This window comes from Enterovibrio paralichthyis, from assembly GCF_019209835.1.
GTDB lineage: Bacteria > Pseudomonadota > Gammaproteobacteria > Enterobacterales > Vibrionaceae > Enterovibrio > Enterovibrio paralichthyis.
In genome coordinates this window covers 286,758-301,855 of sequence record NZ_JAHUTS010000001.1, presented here as the reverse complement: position 1 = coordinate 301,855, position 15,098 = coordinate 286,758, and the positions used below count along the sequence as shown (strand labels likewise).

Below are 15,098 nucleotides of genomic sequence, written 5' to 3'. Positions count from 1 at the left end.
CTGACGGCCGGTTTAAAGCGAAACCAAGGACTCGTTCTTTTACTTGCTGAACTGTATCAGCCAAAACGTCAGAAGAATTTTTGACGCCTCAGTTCAGCCAGTTGATTCTCTACCTCTTGCTTGGTGATCCCTACATCATTCAAAAAACGCTCGTCATCAATACGACGTTCCAGATCCCGAATAAGTTGGCGCTGGCGAAACCCCACCCAAACCCCATGCACCATTGTTGCCAAAGCATTGTCGGTAAGAAATTGAGTTTTAAGAAATTGCTCCGACCTGGGCTGTGCTTCAACGTCTTTTGTTTTGATCCTCATGACATTCACTCCTGCATCCTCACTTGACAGTTCAATAATTGAGCAATTTAATCATTAAGAAAAGCCAATAGTTCTTGGCTAAAAGTTCAAAGGAATTGAAGTAATGACAAACTTTGATATTGACCAACTTCGCACCCTTGTCGCTATCGCCGATTGCGGCAATTTTGCAGCCGCAGCAGATAGCGTTCACCGAACCCAGTCTGCGGTCAGTATGCAGATGAAAAAATTGGAAGAGCTGGCCGGGATTGCGTTATTCCAGAAGCAAGGTCGCCGCCATGTGCTTACATCCCATGGCCTGACTCTGGTTAGCTATGCACGGCAAATGCTGCATTTGAATGATGAAGCTGTGGCGTTTTTCCACAGCCCGGAAATGAAAGGGACAATTAAGCTCGGCGTCTGTGATGATTATGTAAACCTGGTTTTCCGCCGTGTTCTGTCAGGGTATAGCGAACGTTACCCGAATATTCAACTGTCGGTGCAAAGCAGTGGCAGTCAGGATCTCGTCAGTAAGGTCATAGACGGCAGCCTTGATATTGCGTTGGTCAATATCCATGACGGCGCCTACCCCATCACCCGGATTTCGCAGGAGCGTTTGGTTTGGGTAAAAGCCAAACACGCGCATTTTTGCAAAGACAAACCGTTACCGATTGCCATTGAAAGTGATTGCCGCTGGGGAAAATTAGCTCTGGATCTGCTTAACCGTGCGAATATCTCGCACCAGGTTGTTTTGTCTGCTGCAGATTTTCATGGCCTGAATGCTGCGGTGGAATCCGGTATGTCTATATCACTCATTGCTGCTTGCTCAGTGACTGACAAAATGGATTTGCTCGACTGGTTGAACAATGTCTCGCGGGACACCAATGTCTCGCTGGGCATTTGCATGAGACCGGGAGCCGGTGAGTCATCTATACAGGCGCTTGCCGAGTACATAACCCAGTGGTATCAGCGTCGAGATCAGAATGTGGCCTGAACTAAAGCACCATAAATGAGAATTCATGTCTCTGTGGGTTGATTTTTGGTTGAAGCCAAGAAAATGCGGTTTTAGACTCGAAGCCATTGTAAGGAAATGTGAACTACTCTGACAATGCCAACAAAATCTACTTTCACTGCCGCCGCGCTATCAGCATTGCTATTGGGCGGTTGTTCCAGCTCCGAAGATGTGGCGTCCAACAACAGTTCATCACCCTACTATGATGGTGACCGTCCAACGACGCTGGCACCTCATGGCATTGATCAAATCAACTCTTCACGTTTTGAAGCACTCACTCAATATTTCGAAGAATGGAAAGGTACGCCTTATCGCTGGGGTGGCGCATCTAAAAAAGGCATTGATTGCTCTGCGTTTACCCAACAAGCCTATGCTGCAGTATTTGCACATACACTGCCCCGCACAACGTCCCAACAACTGACACAAGGCAATAAAATCCCGCTCAACACCGCAGACCAAGGAGATCTTATCTTCTTCAAAACCGGATCCCGCCGTTATCACGTTGGGATTTACCTTGGCGAGAAGCAATTTATGCATGCCTCCTCATCTAAAGGCGTCATTATCTCCCGTGTCGATAACCCCTATTGGTCAGCCAGACTTCTTCAGGTGAGACGCTATCCGGTAAATTGACGACGAAACTGGCGCTCGCTGTGTGAGCTAACCACCACTCTGCTTTATCGGACACTTTCTGCCCACTCCATTTTGCTAGTATTACCTCGTTAACCCTAACCTTCTGAAATTAAGCAATTCATCACTGCAGCCAAGCAGTCAGATATTGAGCCCAGTTTGGCAAATACATTGATCGATACAGAGATTGAACCGTATTGGGTACGGCAAGGATACCGGAACTAAACTATATGACTGTAAACACCATTGTAATTACCGGTGCAGGCCAACGGATAGGCTTAGCGACAGCCAAGCACTTCCACCAGCTGGGATGGCGCGTTATTGCATCGTATCGAACAGAGCGGGACGGTGTCGCAGCACTCCGCGCCATGGGGATTGACTGTGTACAAGCGGATTTTTCAAGCGATGAACAGATCCATCAATTTGCCCGCCATATCGCGGAATTGGGCGTATCAATCCGCGCATTAATCCACAATGCATCAGACTGGAATGCAGAAAGTAAGACTGACGATTATGCCGCCTTGATGGATCAAATGATGCAAGTACATGTCAAAGCGCCGTATTTACTGAACCTTGCCCTGTCACCGTTTATGACATCCACCGAGCCAGCGGGTGCGGATATAATCCACATGACTGACTATGTAGTACGCAAAGGCAGTGAAAAACACATTGCTTATGCGTCTAGCAAGGCAGCGCTTGATAACCTGACCCTGTCTTTTGCCCAGAAGTTGTCACCAGGCATCAAAGTTAACAGCATAGCGCCGGCACTGATCATGTTTAACGAGCATGACAGTGACGAATACAAAAAGAAGGCGCTCGCCAAATCGCTAATGGGATTGGCACCTGGTGAAGACGAAGTGATTAATGCGATTGAATTTATACTGAACAGCAAGTACATGACCGGCCAAAGTATCAATGTGGATGGCGGTCGGGCGCTCAAATAATCGGGAGAAACAAGATGCAAAACGCCATTATTAAAATCACCAATCTGCGTCTTCGCACTTATATCGGATTCAACCCCGAAGAGCAGCAAAAGAAGCAAGATGTCGTCTTGAATATTGAAATCCACTACCCTGGCGAGAAAGCTTGCCTGAATGACAATGTCGACGATGCGCTCAATTACAAAGTCATCACTAAGTCGATAATCGACCACGTTGAAAATGGTCGTTTCCTGTTGTTGGAAAAACTGGTTTCCAGTGTGCTGGAAATTGCCAAGTCGCACCATTGGGTGACATTTGCCAATGTCACTATAGATAAACCTCACGCTCTGAGGTTCGCAGATTCCGTCTCTTTGAGCCTGAGTTGGCAGCAGGAAGAATAGTCACAACGATTGCGCAAAGATTCCATCTATTTTTTCGAACAACTTGTTCAAACCCGGCCACTTAACGACAACCGTTTAATGAATATAATTCTCATTATTAAATGGAAATTGAAGTGGCCCCTACATGGAATCACCGAAACAATACGACATCATCTCCCGCAGTATTCATTGGGTAACGGCACTTGCCGTTATTGCTATGTTTGCCGTGGGGTTATGGATGGTCGACCTCACTTACTACAGCACTTGGTATAAAACAGCGCCTCATTGGCACAAGTCTGCAGGCATTTTGATTGCCGCTCTCACGGTGTTTCGTTTGATATGGCGAATAGTGAAGCCAGCTCCAGCAATCGAGGGATCGGCGTTTGAGCGAAAAGCAGCGCATGCTGCCCACCACCTTATCTACACACTGCTGTTTGTTATCTTTATTTCGGGCTATTTGATTTCAACGTCGGATAACCGCCCGATAGAAGTCTTTAACTGGTTTGCTGTACCTGCGTTGGGTGAGCTCTTTCCTAACCAGTCTGACATTGCCGGAAACATCCACTATTACTCAGCGATTGCACTTATTGCGCTGGCTGCGCTTCACGCGCTGGCTGCGTTGAAACACCACTTTATCAATAAAGACAATACCCTACGGAAAATGATTGGAGATAAATCGTTATGAAAAAGACACTGATGACTCTTGGGCTGGGCGTAGCGATGACGCTGCCAACACTTTCTTTTGCTGACAACTATGTGATCGACACAAATGGCGCGCACGCATCGGTTAACTTCAAAGTGCCTCACCTCGGTTACAGCTTTATCAAAGGACGTTTCAATGATTTCAGCGGCCAGTTTTCCTACGACCCAGAAAACGTGACTGAATCTACGGTTGAAGTCGTTGTAGATACCACCAGCCTGGATTCAAACCACGCAGAGCGTGACAAGCACCTGCGCAGTGGTGATTTTATCAATGCATCCAAGTTTTCGACCGCAACGTTTAAAAGCACCTCTGTCGAGCAAAATGCGGATGGTAGCTTGACCGTAAACGGTGATCTGACCCTTCATGGCAAAACCAACCCCATCGCTATTAATGCAAACTTTGTTGGTGCCGGTAATGATCCTTGGGGTGGCTACCGTGCAGGATTTGAAGGCACCACCCGTCTAGAGCTGGCTGACTATGATATCGCCGTAATGGGTCCTTCTAGCTATGTTGATTTGGAGCTGCACGTCGAAGGCGTCAAGCAATAATCAAAAGCATATTTAATTTACAAACGGCAGCTTTGTTCTGCCGTTTTTGTTTTTTCAGAGCCTAATTTTTGCTGCTGACAACTCTGATCAGTGCACCTCAATAGAGTCGATCCAGATCACATAAATGTGCCATTTCTGCACGTACAGTGTTGGGCTCGTTAACCGTTGTATGGTGAAGCCATGTTCAATCCTATTTTGTTCCGACATCAGTTACACCGTTTGCCCGAACTTTCCGGCGAGGAAGAGCAAACGCAGAAGCTGATAGCGAACACCCTGAAAAGCTTCGGTTTTGAACCGTTGCAGGGCATAGGAGGACACGGCGTTATTGTGAAAGTAGACAGTGAAGTGCCCGGCCCTAACCTGCTATTTCGTGCCGACACTGACGCCCTGCCTATCAACGAAGCAGCCAAACACAATCACACGTCTGAAGTGAACGGCGTAATGCATGCCTGCGGCCATGATGGACACAGCGCGAGCTTGATGGCGTTCGCCCATAAGCTGGCACATTGCGAGTTGCAACGCGGCAGCGTGACGTTACTGTTTCAGCCCTCCGAAGAAAATGGGCAAGGTGCGGCAGCGATGCTGGCAGATAGCAATTGGCATAAAGGTGACATTGATTATGCCTTTGGCTATCACAATATTCCCGGTCATCCGCTCGGGCAGATTGTCTGTCGGGACAACACCTTTTCCTGCGCCTCAACCGGCATTGCAATAGAGCTTACAGGCACCACAGCACATGCCGCCTACCCCGAAACAGCCAAGAACCCTACCCCAGCGTTAAGTGATTTGATTAGAGATATCGAACAACTGCCAAAGCGCTTTCCCAACAGCTTTGTGTTGGCCACCATCGTTCATGTAAACCTTGGAAGCCCAAACTTCGGCACCACACCGGAAAAAGCGGAGTTGATGGTCACGCTTCGCAGTGACAGCAACAAGTGTTTCGACGCACTTTGTCAGGAGGTCGAACATCTTGCCGCCAGGCGGGCAGATGAGAATGAATTGTCATTTTCCATCCGATGGGTGGACAGGTTTAAAGCGACGATTAACCACAGTGAAGCTAACCTGCTGCTCAGACAATCCTGCAAAGAACTGGGATTTGATTTCGCTGTGCTGGAAAAGCCGATGCGTTGGTCGGAAGACTTTTCTGAATACGCGCGCCTGTGGCCATCTGCGTTTTTTGGTATCGGGAGCGGTTTGGAGCATCCCCCCTTGCACGACAAGCACTATGACTTTCCAGACACTCTGATTGATATCTCCAGCAAGATTTTCGAACAAATCGTGCGTGATATGAACGGCCTTCGCGAACTTAACCCGGTTGAGAGTTTCTTCAACACCGTCTCTTAGTCAAGCAAACAAAAAGCCCGGAAAACCAAGTTTTACGGGCTTTTTAACAAGCTATTATGCGCTGATATTTACTACGATTAGTATTAAAGTTCGCCGCGAAGTTCAATCAGCTTATCTTTAATCTCCAGCGCTTTTTGCTCCGTGAGGTCATACTTCCACATCACGAGGATTGCCAGGAATGCTGTCGATGCTGGAATGATAATATCAGCCAAACGCAAATTAGTGATGGTTTCAACCGATTGCTCGGCCACACCCGGGTCAAAACCAACGATCTTAAGCACCAGACCACCAAGAATCAACGCCAGTGCCTGACCAATCTTGACCATCAGCCAGTAAATTGCACCAAACGTCCCTTCTTTACGTGGCATGCCGTTGTTAAGTTCATCCAAATCACACACGTCAGCTGTCATACTCATCATCAGGGTGAACAATCCACCAATACCGAATGACATCAAAGGAATCGGCATGAATATCATCCAAGGGTTATCCGGGCTGAAGCCCCACCATTTCAAACCGTAACCCACGATGGAAATAGCGGTTGAAATGATGAACGCTTTTCGCTTACCCCATTTCTTCGCCATCAGGGTAATAACCGGAATCACCAACACAGCAGTTACGATTGCGCTGACGGTTGAAAACCACGCTGGCCAGGTACCAGTAGCGCCGTAATCACCACCAAACATGTGGAATACGATAATAAAGTAGCTGAATGACGCAACAAGCTGAAAACCGTTGAACACAAGGAATGTCGCTGCACATAGGCGAACAAACGGCGCATTTCTGAATACCTGCTTAATACCTTTAAATACCTGGAGAAGGTTCGACCAAATGGTCGAAAAAGAAATTTCCGCGCGGTTCTCCATGTTTGTCGCATCAATACCTCGACAAAACAGACCAGGTAAAATCCCCAAGGTGATACAGGCACCGGCAACGAATATTGAGAGTTGCTGTACGCCTTCTGCCTGGCTGCTAAAAAGATCAGGGTCTGCAATCAATACCCAGAACCAAGGCACAATCATCCACGCGATTTGTCCCATGGTTTGCGCAAATCCCATAAGGCGTGTTCTTTCGTTGTAATCCGATGTCATCTCGTACCCCAAGCCAACGAAAGGTGTCGCAAACATGGTGTTACCAATCGTGAATATCAGGGAAAAAATGAGGAAGTACCAAAAGTTATATTCTTGAGACGCATCAGGGTCGAGTTGCCAGAGCATGGCGAAGAAAACACCACACAGAATGGCTCCAACGACAATATAGGGTCTGCGTCTTCCCCAACGCGATTTAGTGTTATCCGTGATAAATCCCATGATGGGATCGGTAAGCGCGTCAAATAAACGAGGTAAACCGCCCAACAGGCCCGCGAGGAATGGATCAATACCAAAAGCGGTTATCAAGAAGAATGAAAAGACACCCAAGGCTCCCGGCAACAGGTTTAACGTGAGTGTCCCTGCGCCGTAAGCCCCTTTTTGTAATAAAGGCACGCTTTCCCGCGCATCATGGTGTTGTGGTTTTGCTGATTCAATGTTTGACATTGGTTTGTCCTTAACCCCAATAGTTCTGCCGTTATTGCATCCTAGCGACCAAACACAAAACCCGGCAAATCACCTCTTGACGATATATATCTCTATATTCGAGAAAAGAAAGCGCTTTCTTTGTTGCGATATCCAACGTTCAAACTTTGGTTTTGCAAATGAGGGGATTTACAGTTGGATCGCGCGATTATGTACTTTATATGTCCCCACTGGCCTCAATTTCTCGTTCAGTGAAATTGCGCACTTCTTAACTGAATATAGATGAAAGAAGTCTCAATCATGGGTCGAATGTTATTTATAATGACAGATGCGGCGGCACATATTCCAAACAACCTGAAGATGCGGGATTCAGCGGGATTGACTGCCATAGTGATCGCGACGATCTTAAGTAGGTATAGTTTCCTCCATCCAAAAGAAACAAAAAAACCGGGGCAACATGCCCCGGCTTTGAATATTCAGATTAGATAAAAGCTTACTTTCCTGCGCGGCGCTCTTTGACAGCATCAGCCAGTTGGTTCAACAGCTTTTCGGTGTCGTCCCAACCAATACAGGCATCTGTAATGCTTTGACCGTAAACCGGTGCTTTACCATCAACCAGATCCTGACGGCCCTCCACCAGATGGCTTTCAATCATCACACCGAAAATAGCGTCATTACCGCTGGCTACCTGATTCGCAACGTCTTCACCAACCACCATTTGACGCTGATACTGCTTGCTGCTGTTCGCGTGGCTGAAATCGATCATCAGCTTGTTACGAAGCTTGGCACCATCCAGCTGTGACGTCACCGCAGCAACATCTTCCGCAGAGTAATTTGGTGCTTTACCACCACGCAAAATAATGTGGCAGTCTTCGTTCCCTGCAGTCTCCACGATCGCCGAGTGACCGAATTTCGTCACTGAAAGGAAATGGTGTGGCGACTCTGCAGAGCGGATTGCATCGGTTGCAATCTTGATGTTGCCATCTGTTCCGTTTTTGAAGCCAACAGGGCAAGACAAACCAGACGCCAGTTCACGGTGAACCTGGGATTCAGTGGTACGCGCACCAATAGCACCCCAGCTGATAAGGTCACCCATGTATTGCGGGGTGATCATATCCAGAAACTCACCTGCAGCAGGCAGCCCCATGTCCGTGATATCAAGCAGCAGCTTGCGGCCAATACGCAGGCCATCATTCAGCTTGAAGCTGTCATCAAGGTATGGGTCGTTTATCAGTCCTTTCCAGCCAACAGTCGTGCGTGGTTTTTCAAAATACACACGCATCACGATTTCAAGGCGATCACTGAGTTTGTCACGAAGGACTTTCAGTTTCTTACCATATTCCACCGCCGCAACTGGGTCGTGAATAGAGCAAGGACCAATGATCACCAGCAGACGGTCGTCGTTACCGTTAAGCATGTTATGAATAGCCTGACGAGCATTAAATACTGTTTCAGACGCTTTTTCGGTTGCCGGATACTTCTCCAATACCGCGACTGGCGGAAGTAACTCTTTGATATTACTGATTCTAACGTCGTCTGTTTGATAAAAGCTCATTCAATCACCTTGCTATAAATTGTGCTCAACTTGGATACAGCTGAGCAGCTTTCCCTACTATTACCGATAACTTATCGGCTTTGCCTGATGTGTGCAAACATATTTTTACGACATTACAAAAAAATATCTAACAGGCTTTTCTTGACATAACGAGAAGCTGTGCTCTACCTAGCTTAATTCCCATTCTGGCCACAATTTTTTCAAATCTAAAGACGCAGCAAGCGCATCCGCCAAAGCATCCAGGCTTCGTTCGCGCTCAGCATCCAAATCTACACCTTCAACACCAGAGAATCCTGCCCAACTTAGTAATAACAGCAAGGCCTCGGGACAATCAAAAACACCATGCCAGTATGTACCCAACACCTGATTATCTTCGCTGATCAACCCTTCAAATTCGCCTTCGGACTCAATTAACGGTATGCCAACTGATTCAGTCACACCCATATGGATTTCGTAGCCAGTGACTGATGCCTTTTCACCGGCAATCGTCAACGTACCGGTTTTCCTTGTCAGTACCTTTTCCTTTTCGATGGTTGTGCGGGCACGAAGGTAACCCAAGCCTTCTGCATGTGGCAGTTCACCTTCCAACCCATAGGGATCTGCGATTGATTCACCTAGCATCTGGAATCCGCCACAAATCCCCATTACTTTGCCACCATACCGCAGATGTCTTGCAATTTGCTTATCCCATCCAAAGCTTCGCAAACTGTTCATGTCAGCGATGACACTTTTACTGCCAGGCAGGACAATCAAATCACAAGGCGGGATATCCGCCCCCGGCGCAACATATTGAAGATTCACCTGTGGATGGACTCTTAGTACATCAAAGTCTGTGTGATTACTGATACGGGGCAGTACCGGCACAGCGATATTAATCACCGCTTTTGAGTGGTCGAGGGTTTGGGCGACGTCTACCGCATCTTCAGCATCCAGCATTAAACCATGAAGATAAGGCACAACGCCCAATACTGGCTTACCTGTTTTCTCTTCCAACCATTGCAGGCCAGGTTCAAGCAGAGTGATATCCCCACGGAAACGGTTAATCACAAAGCCAATAACCCTTTCCTGCTCTGTTTTTGAAAGGCAGTCCAATGTACCGGTCAAGTGGGCGAAAACACCGCCTTTATCGATATCTGCGACGATAATGACTGGAACATCCGCCTCTTCCGCAAACCCCATATTGGCGATGTCATTCTCGCGCAGGTTCACCTCAGCCGGACTTCCAGCCCCTTCAATCAAAACACACGCATAATCAGACTGGAGCTTGGTGAAAGACTCCAACACCTTTGGCATCGCAAACGCTTTGTATGAGCGGTTCCCAATACCATTGGTTTCATCCACGGCTTTACCCTGTACGATGATTTGCGCCTGGCAGTCCGAGTTCGGCTTAAGCAAAATCGGATTCATGTGAACGCTTGGCGAGACTTTACAGGCAATAGCCTGAAACGCCTGAGCCCGGCCAATTTCGCCACCTTCTTCAGTTACGGCGCTGTTTAACGCCATATTCTGGGATTTAAAAGGCGCAACAGAAATACCGTTGCGCGCCAACAACCGTCCCAAACCGGCAACGAGTACACTTTTGCCGGCATCAGAAGTCGTACCCTGTACCATCAGGGCCTTTGAGGTGGATAACATAGAAAGCAGTCCGAAACGTCGATTTAAAAAGCAACGACGAGAAGATAAAAAAGTGAATTAACATGCAAAGTTAGCTCAGAAATTGCAAAAATATGAGAGCCAAATCAGTTGCTAGAAAAATGTTTGCAAACGCGGTCAAAGTTATCTGATTTGTAAGTAAATTTTACAGCTCACAAAACATACACTTCAGCACATCTACTGCATTAACAAACCGCAAGGATTGCTGTGAAAAATAACACAAATAAATGCGCTATTCACACTACCGTTGCAGCATTATGCTTGATGTCGGCAGCCGCTTCGGCAACGAACTTTAACTACTCCAATCTTGAAATTGGCTTTACCGCTAATCCCTCTGGGCTTGCAGCTACCGGACGTTACGCCTTTATGGATGGCGCACATTTTGTGGTGAATGCCGGTAGTCAATTTGAAGGTGACTGGATTGTCTCCGGTGGCGCTGGATTTCAGGCACCGATAAACGGCTTCGTCGATATCTACGGTGATGCACGGCTCTACTCCGTTCGATTTCCGGACGATGACAAACATGACTGGGGTGAACTGGCTTATGGCGTCAACGTAGGAGCCAGGGCATGGATACTGCCGCAGATCGAGGCCAACCTGTTAGTCGGGCAAGTCGCTTTTGATTCTGACGACACACGCTCTATCGTTGAACTCGGAGGGCGATTCCATTCTACTGACGCTCTGTCTGTCGGCGTTACCTATCGTGCTAACGGCTTATACAAAGAGCAGTTTTACCTCAATGTCCGCTTCGAAATGTAACGCGGCAGAGTCAGTTAAACAGAGGGCGGGCAATCAACCCGCCTTTTTCATTCCATTGAAGCCGTCAGGTTTTTAGCTTCAGACGGAGTGAAGCCGAAGAAACGTTTGAATTCGCGGCTGAACTGCGAAGGGCTGCTATACCCTACCCCGTAACACACTTCCGCAATTTTAAATCCGGATGACAGCATGGACCTTGCCTTGTGCAGCCGCAGGGATTTCACATACTGCATTGGGGATACCGTCGTAACTTGCTTAAAATGCTCATGAAGCGTCGATGCACTCATTCCCGCCACACCCGCAATAGATTGAATGTCCAGATCCTGCTCGAAATGCTGCTCGATATAGTGCACAACAGGGGCTATCCGGTTCGCACCCGCATGGTTAATCACAGAATTTCTTAGTAAGCCGCCACAGGGGCCTTTGAGCACTTCATAGTAAAGTTCACGACAGATTGACGCAGAGAGAATCTGCTGATCCATGGCGTTGTTAAGGGTGCTTAGAAGCCGATAAAGAATATGGGTAATGCTCTCGGTTAATGGCGTCGATTGGGTTAGAACATCCTGTTGCGGGTGGGGCTTATCCTTCTGCCATTGTGTCATCTCCATCATCAACTGACCCACCGTCTGCTGATCCACGGTCAGACTCAGCCCCAAGTACGGATGAGATTCGCTCACATCAAACACTGATGCTTCCACCGGCCGTGTGACAGAGTTAATCAGATAGCTTCCAGAGTTATAAACGTAGCTTTGCTGACCGCTAGTGATCCGCTTTTGCCCTTGAAGCACAAAACAGATAGTCGGCTGTAGCACTATTGGCATAGTCGGAACATCCGTTTCGCTGGCATAGAGTTTCAGGCCTTCTATGGTTGTCGGATAAACACCGTTTACCCCCAATCTTTCAAACACTTGACTTGCCAACTTCCGCGTTATGTCCATAACCGTCTCCTGATCCCATCCGTAGAATTATGACACTAAACACCTAAATTTCTTTTCCTAACAGTTAAATTCCGGAGTTTTAGGCATGCCTTTAGGAACATCTGGATAACATCAACACCGGATTCACGCCATAGTTACCAAACAGTTTTGGGCACTTAACGTGCGCAAACCCAGAAAGGAGACAAGCATGAGCGTATCCGTCACGATCAACGGAAAAGATTACAAGCTGGATGTTCCACCAGAGACTCCCTTGCTTTGGGTATTAAGGGACACCCTGAAAATGACTGGCACCAAGTTTGGTTGTGGGCAAGCACTATGCGGCGCCTGTACCGTTCAGATGCATGGCCAGCCAATCCGCGCATGTGTGACACCGGTATCCGCCGTCGCGGGGCAAAAGATAACAACCATTGAAGGCATCACAACGAAAGAAGCAAAAGCGGTTCAGACAGCCTGGGAAAAACTGCAGGTTCCTCAGTGTGGCTACTGCCAATCGGGGCAGATCATGGCTGCAAGCGCGCTTCTGGCAAATAACACTTCACCTTCTGATGCTGATATCGATGCTGCCATGGGCGGCAACATTTGCCGTTGTGCAACCTATGTGAAAATCCGCAATGCGATTAAAGAAGCGGCAGATGACCTCAAAGGAGAAAGCCATGCGTGATTTTCTCAAAGATTTCGACCCCAAGTCCCTAAACGTTTCACAACCAGAATCCGGCACTTCAAGACGTGGTTTCATCAAACTGATGACGGGCGCAGGTGCAGGATTAACATTGGGCATCCACTTGCCAACAATGGCAGCAGGTGAAAAGGAAACGTCCGGCGTGCCCTTCGAGCCCAATGCGTTTATCCGAGTCAACGCGGATAACACGGTCACCATCATGATTAAACATCTGGACATGGGACAAGGTGTCACAACGGGTCTAGCGACCATTGCGGCAGACGAGCTGGATGCTGAATGGAGCCTGGTGACTACCCAAGCCGCACCTGCGAACGCCAATCTTTACAATAACCTTTTGTTTGGCACAGTTCAGGGTACAGGCGGAAGCACCACCATCGCCAATTCATTCATGCAAATGCGAATTGCCGGTGCGAAAGCGAAGGCCATGTTGGTTGGGGCCGCGGCCAAGATCTGGCAGGTTCCTGTTGACGAGATTGTTGCAAGTAACAGCACACTGAGCCATCAATCCGGCAAAAGCGCCAACTATGGTGAAGTGGCCGAAATTGCCGCGTTGCAGCCCGTCCCTTCTGACGAACAGGTGGTTTTAAAAACGCCTGAGCAATTCACTCTGATCGGCAAGACCGGAACCACAAGAAAAGACAAAGGCAAAAGCAATGGGACAGCGACGTTTACTATCGACGTGCAACTGGAAGGCATGTTAACTGCGTTGGTCGCCCATCCTCCTGCCTTTGGTGCCAAAGTAAAATCGTTCGATGCCACTGCCGCCAAACAATCGCCCGGCGTGGTGAACGTCGTTCAACTCCCGACCGGTGTTGCAGTCATCGCCAAAGACTTCTGGAGCGCAAAAACAGCGCGGGACAAATTGGAGATCGAATGGGATCGTTCCGCATTCAACAAAAGCACCGAAACGCTCAAACAGGAATACACAGCACTGACCGAAAAACCTGGGCTACCCGCAAGAAATGATGGCGATGCACCTGCCGTTTTGGAAAACGCTGAGGGTGTCATCGAGGCCACATACTATTTCCCTTATCTTGCCCATGCCCCTTTGGAGCCGATGAACTGCGTCATTCTGGCCGAGGGAGACCGCGCGGAGCTTTGGTACGGCTCTCAACTGCAGACCATCGACCAAATGTCAGTCGCCGCTGTACTGGGGATCCCACCGGAAAATGTGGCTATCAATACCCTGTTTGCAGGTGGCAGTTTTGGCCGTCGCGCCAATTCACATTCTGATTATGTTGTCGAGGCAGCCACTATCGCAAAAGCAATGCCCGGCGTGCCAATCAAAATGCTTTGGACCCGCGAAGATGACATGCGCGCAGGGTACTACCGCCCTATGTATGTCCATAAAATACGCGGCTCATTGGACAAAGAGGGCAACATTGAAGCCTGGGAGCAACGGATTGTGGGTCAGTCAATTGCTGCAGGTACCGCTTTCGAACCCTTTATGGTCAAAGACGGTGTTGACTCTACGTCGGTTGAGGGCGCAGCAACCCTTCCCTACGCGATTCCAAACCTGTCTGTGCAACTTCATACGGTTACCTTGCCGGTTCCCGTTTTATGGTGGCGCTCTGTCGGCCATACCCACACTGCTTTCTCAACAGAAACTTTCTTCGACGAACTGGCGCATCAAGCAGGGAAAGATCCGGTAGAACTTCGTCGTAATTTACTGAAAAACCACCCCCGCCATCTGGGTGTGCTTAACCTTGCGGCAGAAAAAGCCGGTTGGGGCTCTCCACTGCCTGAAGGGAAAGGCCGGGGCGTTGCCGTCCATGAGTCTTTCCGAAGCTATGTGGCGCAAGTGGTGGAAGTGTCCGTTGAGAATGGCCAAATCTCTGTCGATAAAGTGGTATGCGCCGTCGACTGTGGGGTTGCCGTCAACCCCGACATCATCAAGGCTCAGATGCAAGGCGGCATAGGTTTTGGGCTCTCACCCGCCCTGCTTAGCGAGATCACCTTAAAGGACGGCGGAACCGTTCAATCCAACTTCCATGACTATCTGGTTCTGCGCGAACAACAGATGCCGGAAATTGAGGTGTATATCGTCCCTTCCGCCGAGGCACCCACGGGTGTTGGTGAGCCAGGCGTCCCACCGATTGCACCGGCAGTGGCCAATGCCGTGTTTGCTGCAGTGGGTAAACGCATCTATGAACTACCCATGAAGTTATCCTGATACTCGAGC

The 15,098-nt window shown here is 48.5% G+C and carries 15 protein-coding genes; 10 read left to right on the top strand and 5 right to left on the bottom strand.

Annotated features, from left to right (window positions below; translation table 11 throughout):
- Positions 1–68 precede the first annotated feature (68 nt).
- Positions 69–314 (bottom strand): hypothetical protein, encoded by a 246-nt coding sequence (locus tag KU854_RS01380; RefSeq protein ID WP_054779722.1) that lies wholly within the window; start codon positions 312–314, stop codon positions 69–71.
- Between the two features lie 103 nt (positions 315–417).
- Between KU854_RS01380 and KU854_RS01375 the strand changes: the two genes are divergently transcribed.
- The 7 genes from KU854_RS01375 to KU854_RS01345 all read left to right on the top strand — a co-directional run bounded on the left by KU854_RS01375 (position 418) and on the right by KU854_RS01345 (position 5,824).
- Positions 418–1,284 (top strand): LysR family transcriptional regulator, encoded by an 867-nt coding sequence (locus tag KU854_RS01375; RefSeq protein WP_218356699.1) that lies wholly within the window; start codon positions 418–420, stop codon positions 1,282–1,284.
- Positions 1,285–1,398: 114 nt separating this feature from the next.
- Entirely contained in the window at positions 1,399–1,932 is a 534-nt protein-coding gene (locus tag KU854_RS01370) for a C40 family peptidase (RefSeq protein ID WP_054779723.1), read from the top strand.
- A 227-nt stretch (positions 1,933–2,159) separates the two neighbouring features.
- The gene (folM, locus tag KU854_RS01365; protein WP_218356698.1) at positions 2,160–2,873 is read left to right on the top strand and encodes a dihydromonapterin reductase; all 714 of its coding nucleotides are present in this window, start codon (positions 2,160–2,162) and stop codon (positions 2,871–2,873) included.
- 14 nt (positions 2,874–2,887) lie between these two features.
- On the top strand, positions 2,888–3,250 hold the full coding sequence (gene folX, locus KU854_RS01360; RefSeq protein WP_054779724.1) for a dihydroneopterin triphosphate 2'-epimerase: 363 nt from the start codon (positions 2,888–2,890) through the stop codon (positions 3,248–3,250).
- A gap of 124 nt (positions 3,251–3,374) precedes the next feature.
- A complete protein-coding gene (locus tag KU854_RS01355) occupies positions 3,375–3,914 on the top strand; it encodes a cytochrome b (protein ID WP_218356697.1) in 540 nt (179 codons plus the stop codon).
- The gene (locus KU854_RS01350; RefSeq protein ID WP_218356696.1) at positions 3,911–4,480 is read left to right on the top strand and encodes a YceI family protein; all 570 of its coding nucleotides are present in this window, start codon (positions 3,911–3,913) and stop codon (positions 4,478–4,480) included. Before KU854_RS01355 ends, KU854_RS01350 begins: the two co-directional genes overlap by 4 nt.
- Before the next feature lie 180 nt (positions 4,481–4,660).
- A complete protein-coding gene (locus tag KU854_RS01345; protein ID WP_218356695.1) occupies positions 4,661–5,824 on the top strand; it encodes an amidohydrolase in 1,164 nt (387 codons plus the stop codon).
- A gap of 83 nt (positions 5,825–5,907) precedes the next feature.
- Here KU854_RS01345 and KU854_RS01340 read toward each other — a convergent pair whose 3' ends face one another.
- From KU854_RS01340 to KU854_RS01330, 3 genes are all read right to left on the bottom strand, one after another.
- Positions 5,908–7,356, bottom strand: coding sequence for an MFS transporter (locus KU854_RS01340; RefSeq protein WP_218356694.1), 1,449 nt, complete (start codon positions 7,354–7,356; stop codon positions 5,908–5,910).
- Positions 7,357–7,828: 472 nt separating this feature from the next.
- Entirely contained in the window at positions 7,829–8,890 is a 1,062-nt protein-coding gene (gene aroG / locus KU854_RS01335; RefSeq protein ID WP_218356693.1) for a 3-deoxy-7-phosphoheptulonate synthase AroG, read from the bottom strand.
- A 168-nt stretch (positions 8,891–9,058) separates the two neighbouring features.
- Positions 9,059–10,525 (bottom strand): cobyric acid synthase, encoded by a 1,467-nt coding sequence (locus tag KU854_RS01330; protein WP_218356692.1) that lies wholly within the window; start codon positions 10,523–10,525, stop codon positions 9,059–9,061.
- A 225-nt stretch (positions 10,526–10,750) separates the two neighbouring features.
- Between KU854_RS01330 and KU854_RS01325 the strand changes: the two genes are divergently transcribed.
- A complete protein-coding gene (locus KU854_RS01325; RefSeq protein WP_336245216.1) occupies positions 10,751–11,302 on the top strand; it encodes a YfaZ family protein in 552 nt (183 codons plus the stop codon).
- Positions 11,303–11,349: 47 nt separating this feature from the next.
- Here the strand turns inward: KU854_RS01325 and KU854_RS01320 are convergent, their stop codons facing one another.
- Positions 11,350–12,237: an AraC family transcriptional regulator gene (locus tag KU854_RS01320; protein ID WP_218356691.1), complete on the bottom strand. Its 888-nt coding sequence runs from the start codon at positions 12,235–12,237 to the stop codon at positions 11,350–11,352.
- A 187-nt stretch (positions 12,238–12,424) separates the two neighbouring features.
- Between KU854_RS01320 and KU854_RS01315 the strand changes: the two genes are divergently transcribed.
- Entirely contained in the window at positions 12,425–12,898 is a 474-nt protein-coding gene (locus tag KU854_RS01315; protein WP_218356690.1) for a (2Fe-2S)-binding protein, read from the top strand.
- Positions 12,891–15,089, top strand: coding sequence for a xanthine dehydrogenase family protein molybdopterin-binding subunit (locus tag KU854_RS01310; RefSeq protein WP_218356689.1), 2,199 nt, complete (start codon positions 12,891–12,893; stop codon positions 15,087–15,089). Before KU854_RS01315 ends, KU854_RS01310 begins: the two co-directional genes overlap by 8 nt.
- The last annotated feature ends 9 nt before the right edge of the window (positions 15,090–15,098 follow it).

Bases quoted from the DNA above. Each gene is read 5' to 3' on its own strand.
- KU854_RS01340 (WP_218356694.1), bottom strand. From the start codon at position 7,356: ATGTCAAACATTGAATCAGCAAAACCACAACACCATGATGCGCGGGAA.
- KU854_RS01310 (WP_218356689.1), top strand. From the start codon at position 12,891: ATGCGTGATTTTCTCAAAGATTTCGACCCCAAGTCCCTAAACGTTTCA.
- KU854_RS01330 (WP_218356692.1), bottom strand. From the start codon at position 10,525: ATGTTATCCACCTCAAAGGCCCTGATGGTACAGGGTACGACTTCTGAT.
- KU854_RS01370 (WP_054779723.1), top strand. From the start codon at position 1,399: ATGCCAACAAAATCTACTTTCACTGCCGCCGCGCTATCAGCATTGCTA.
- aroG (WP_218356693.1), bottom strand. From the start codon at position 8,890: ATGAGCTTTTATCAAACAGACGACGTTAGAATCAGTAATATCAAAGAG.
- KU854_RS01320 (WP_218356691.1), bottom strand. From the start codon at position 12,237: ATGGACATAACGCGGAAGTTGGCAAGTCAAGTGTTTGAAAGATTGGGG.
- folX (WP_054779724.1), top strand. From the start codon at position 2,888: ATGCAAAACGCCATTATTAAAATCACCAATCTGCGTCTTCGCACTTAT.
- folM (WP_218356698.1), top strand. From the start codon at position 2,160: ATGACTGTAAACACCATTGTAATTACCGGTGCAGGCCAACGGATAGGC.
- KU854_RS01345 (WP_218356695.1), top strand. From the start codon at position 4,661: ATGTTCAATCCTATTTTGTTCCGACATCAGTTACACCGTTTGCCCGAA.
- KU854_RS01375 (WP_218356699.1), top strand. From the start codon at position 418: ATGACAAACTTTGATATTGACCAACTTCGCACCCTTGTCGCTATCGCC.
- KU854_RS01315 (WP_218356690.1), top strand. From the start codon at position 12,425: ATGAGCGTATCCGTCACGATCAACGGAAAAGATTACAAGCTGGATGTT.
- KU854_RS01350 (WP_218356696.1), top strand. From the start codon at position 3,911: ATGAAAAAGACACTGATGACTCTTGGGCTGGGCGTAGCGATGACGCTG.
- KU854_RS01380 (WP_054779722.1), bottom strand. From the start codon at position 314: ATGAGGATCAAAACAAAAGACGTTGAAGCACAGCCCAGGTCGGAGCAA.
- KU854_RS01355 (WP_218356697.1), top strand. From the start codon at position 3,375: ATGGAATCACCGAAACAATACGACATCATCTCCCGCAGTATTCATTGG.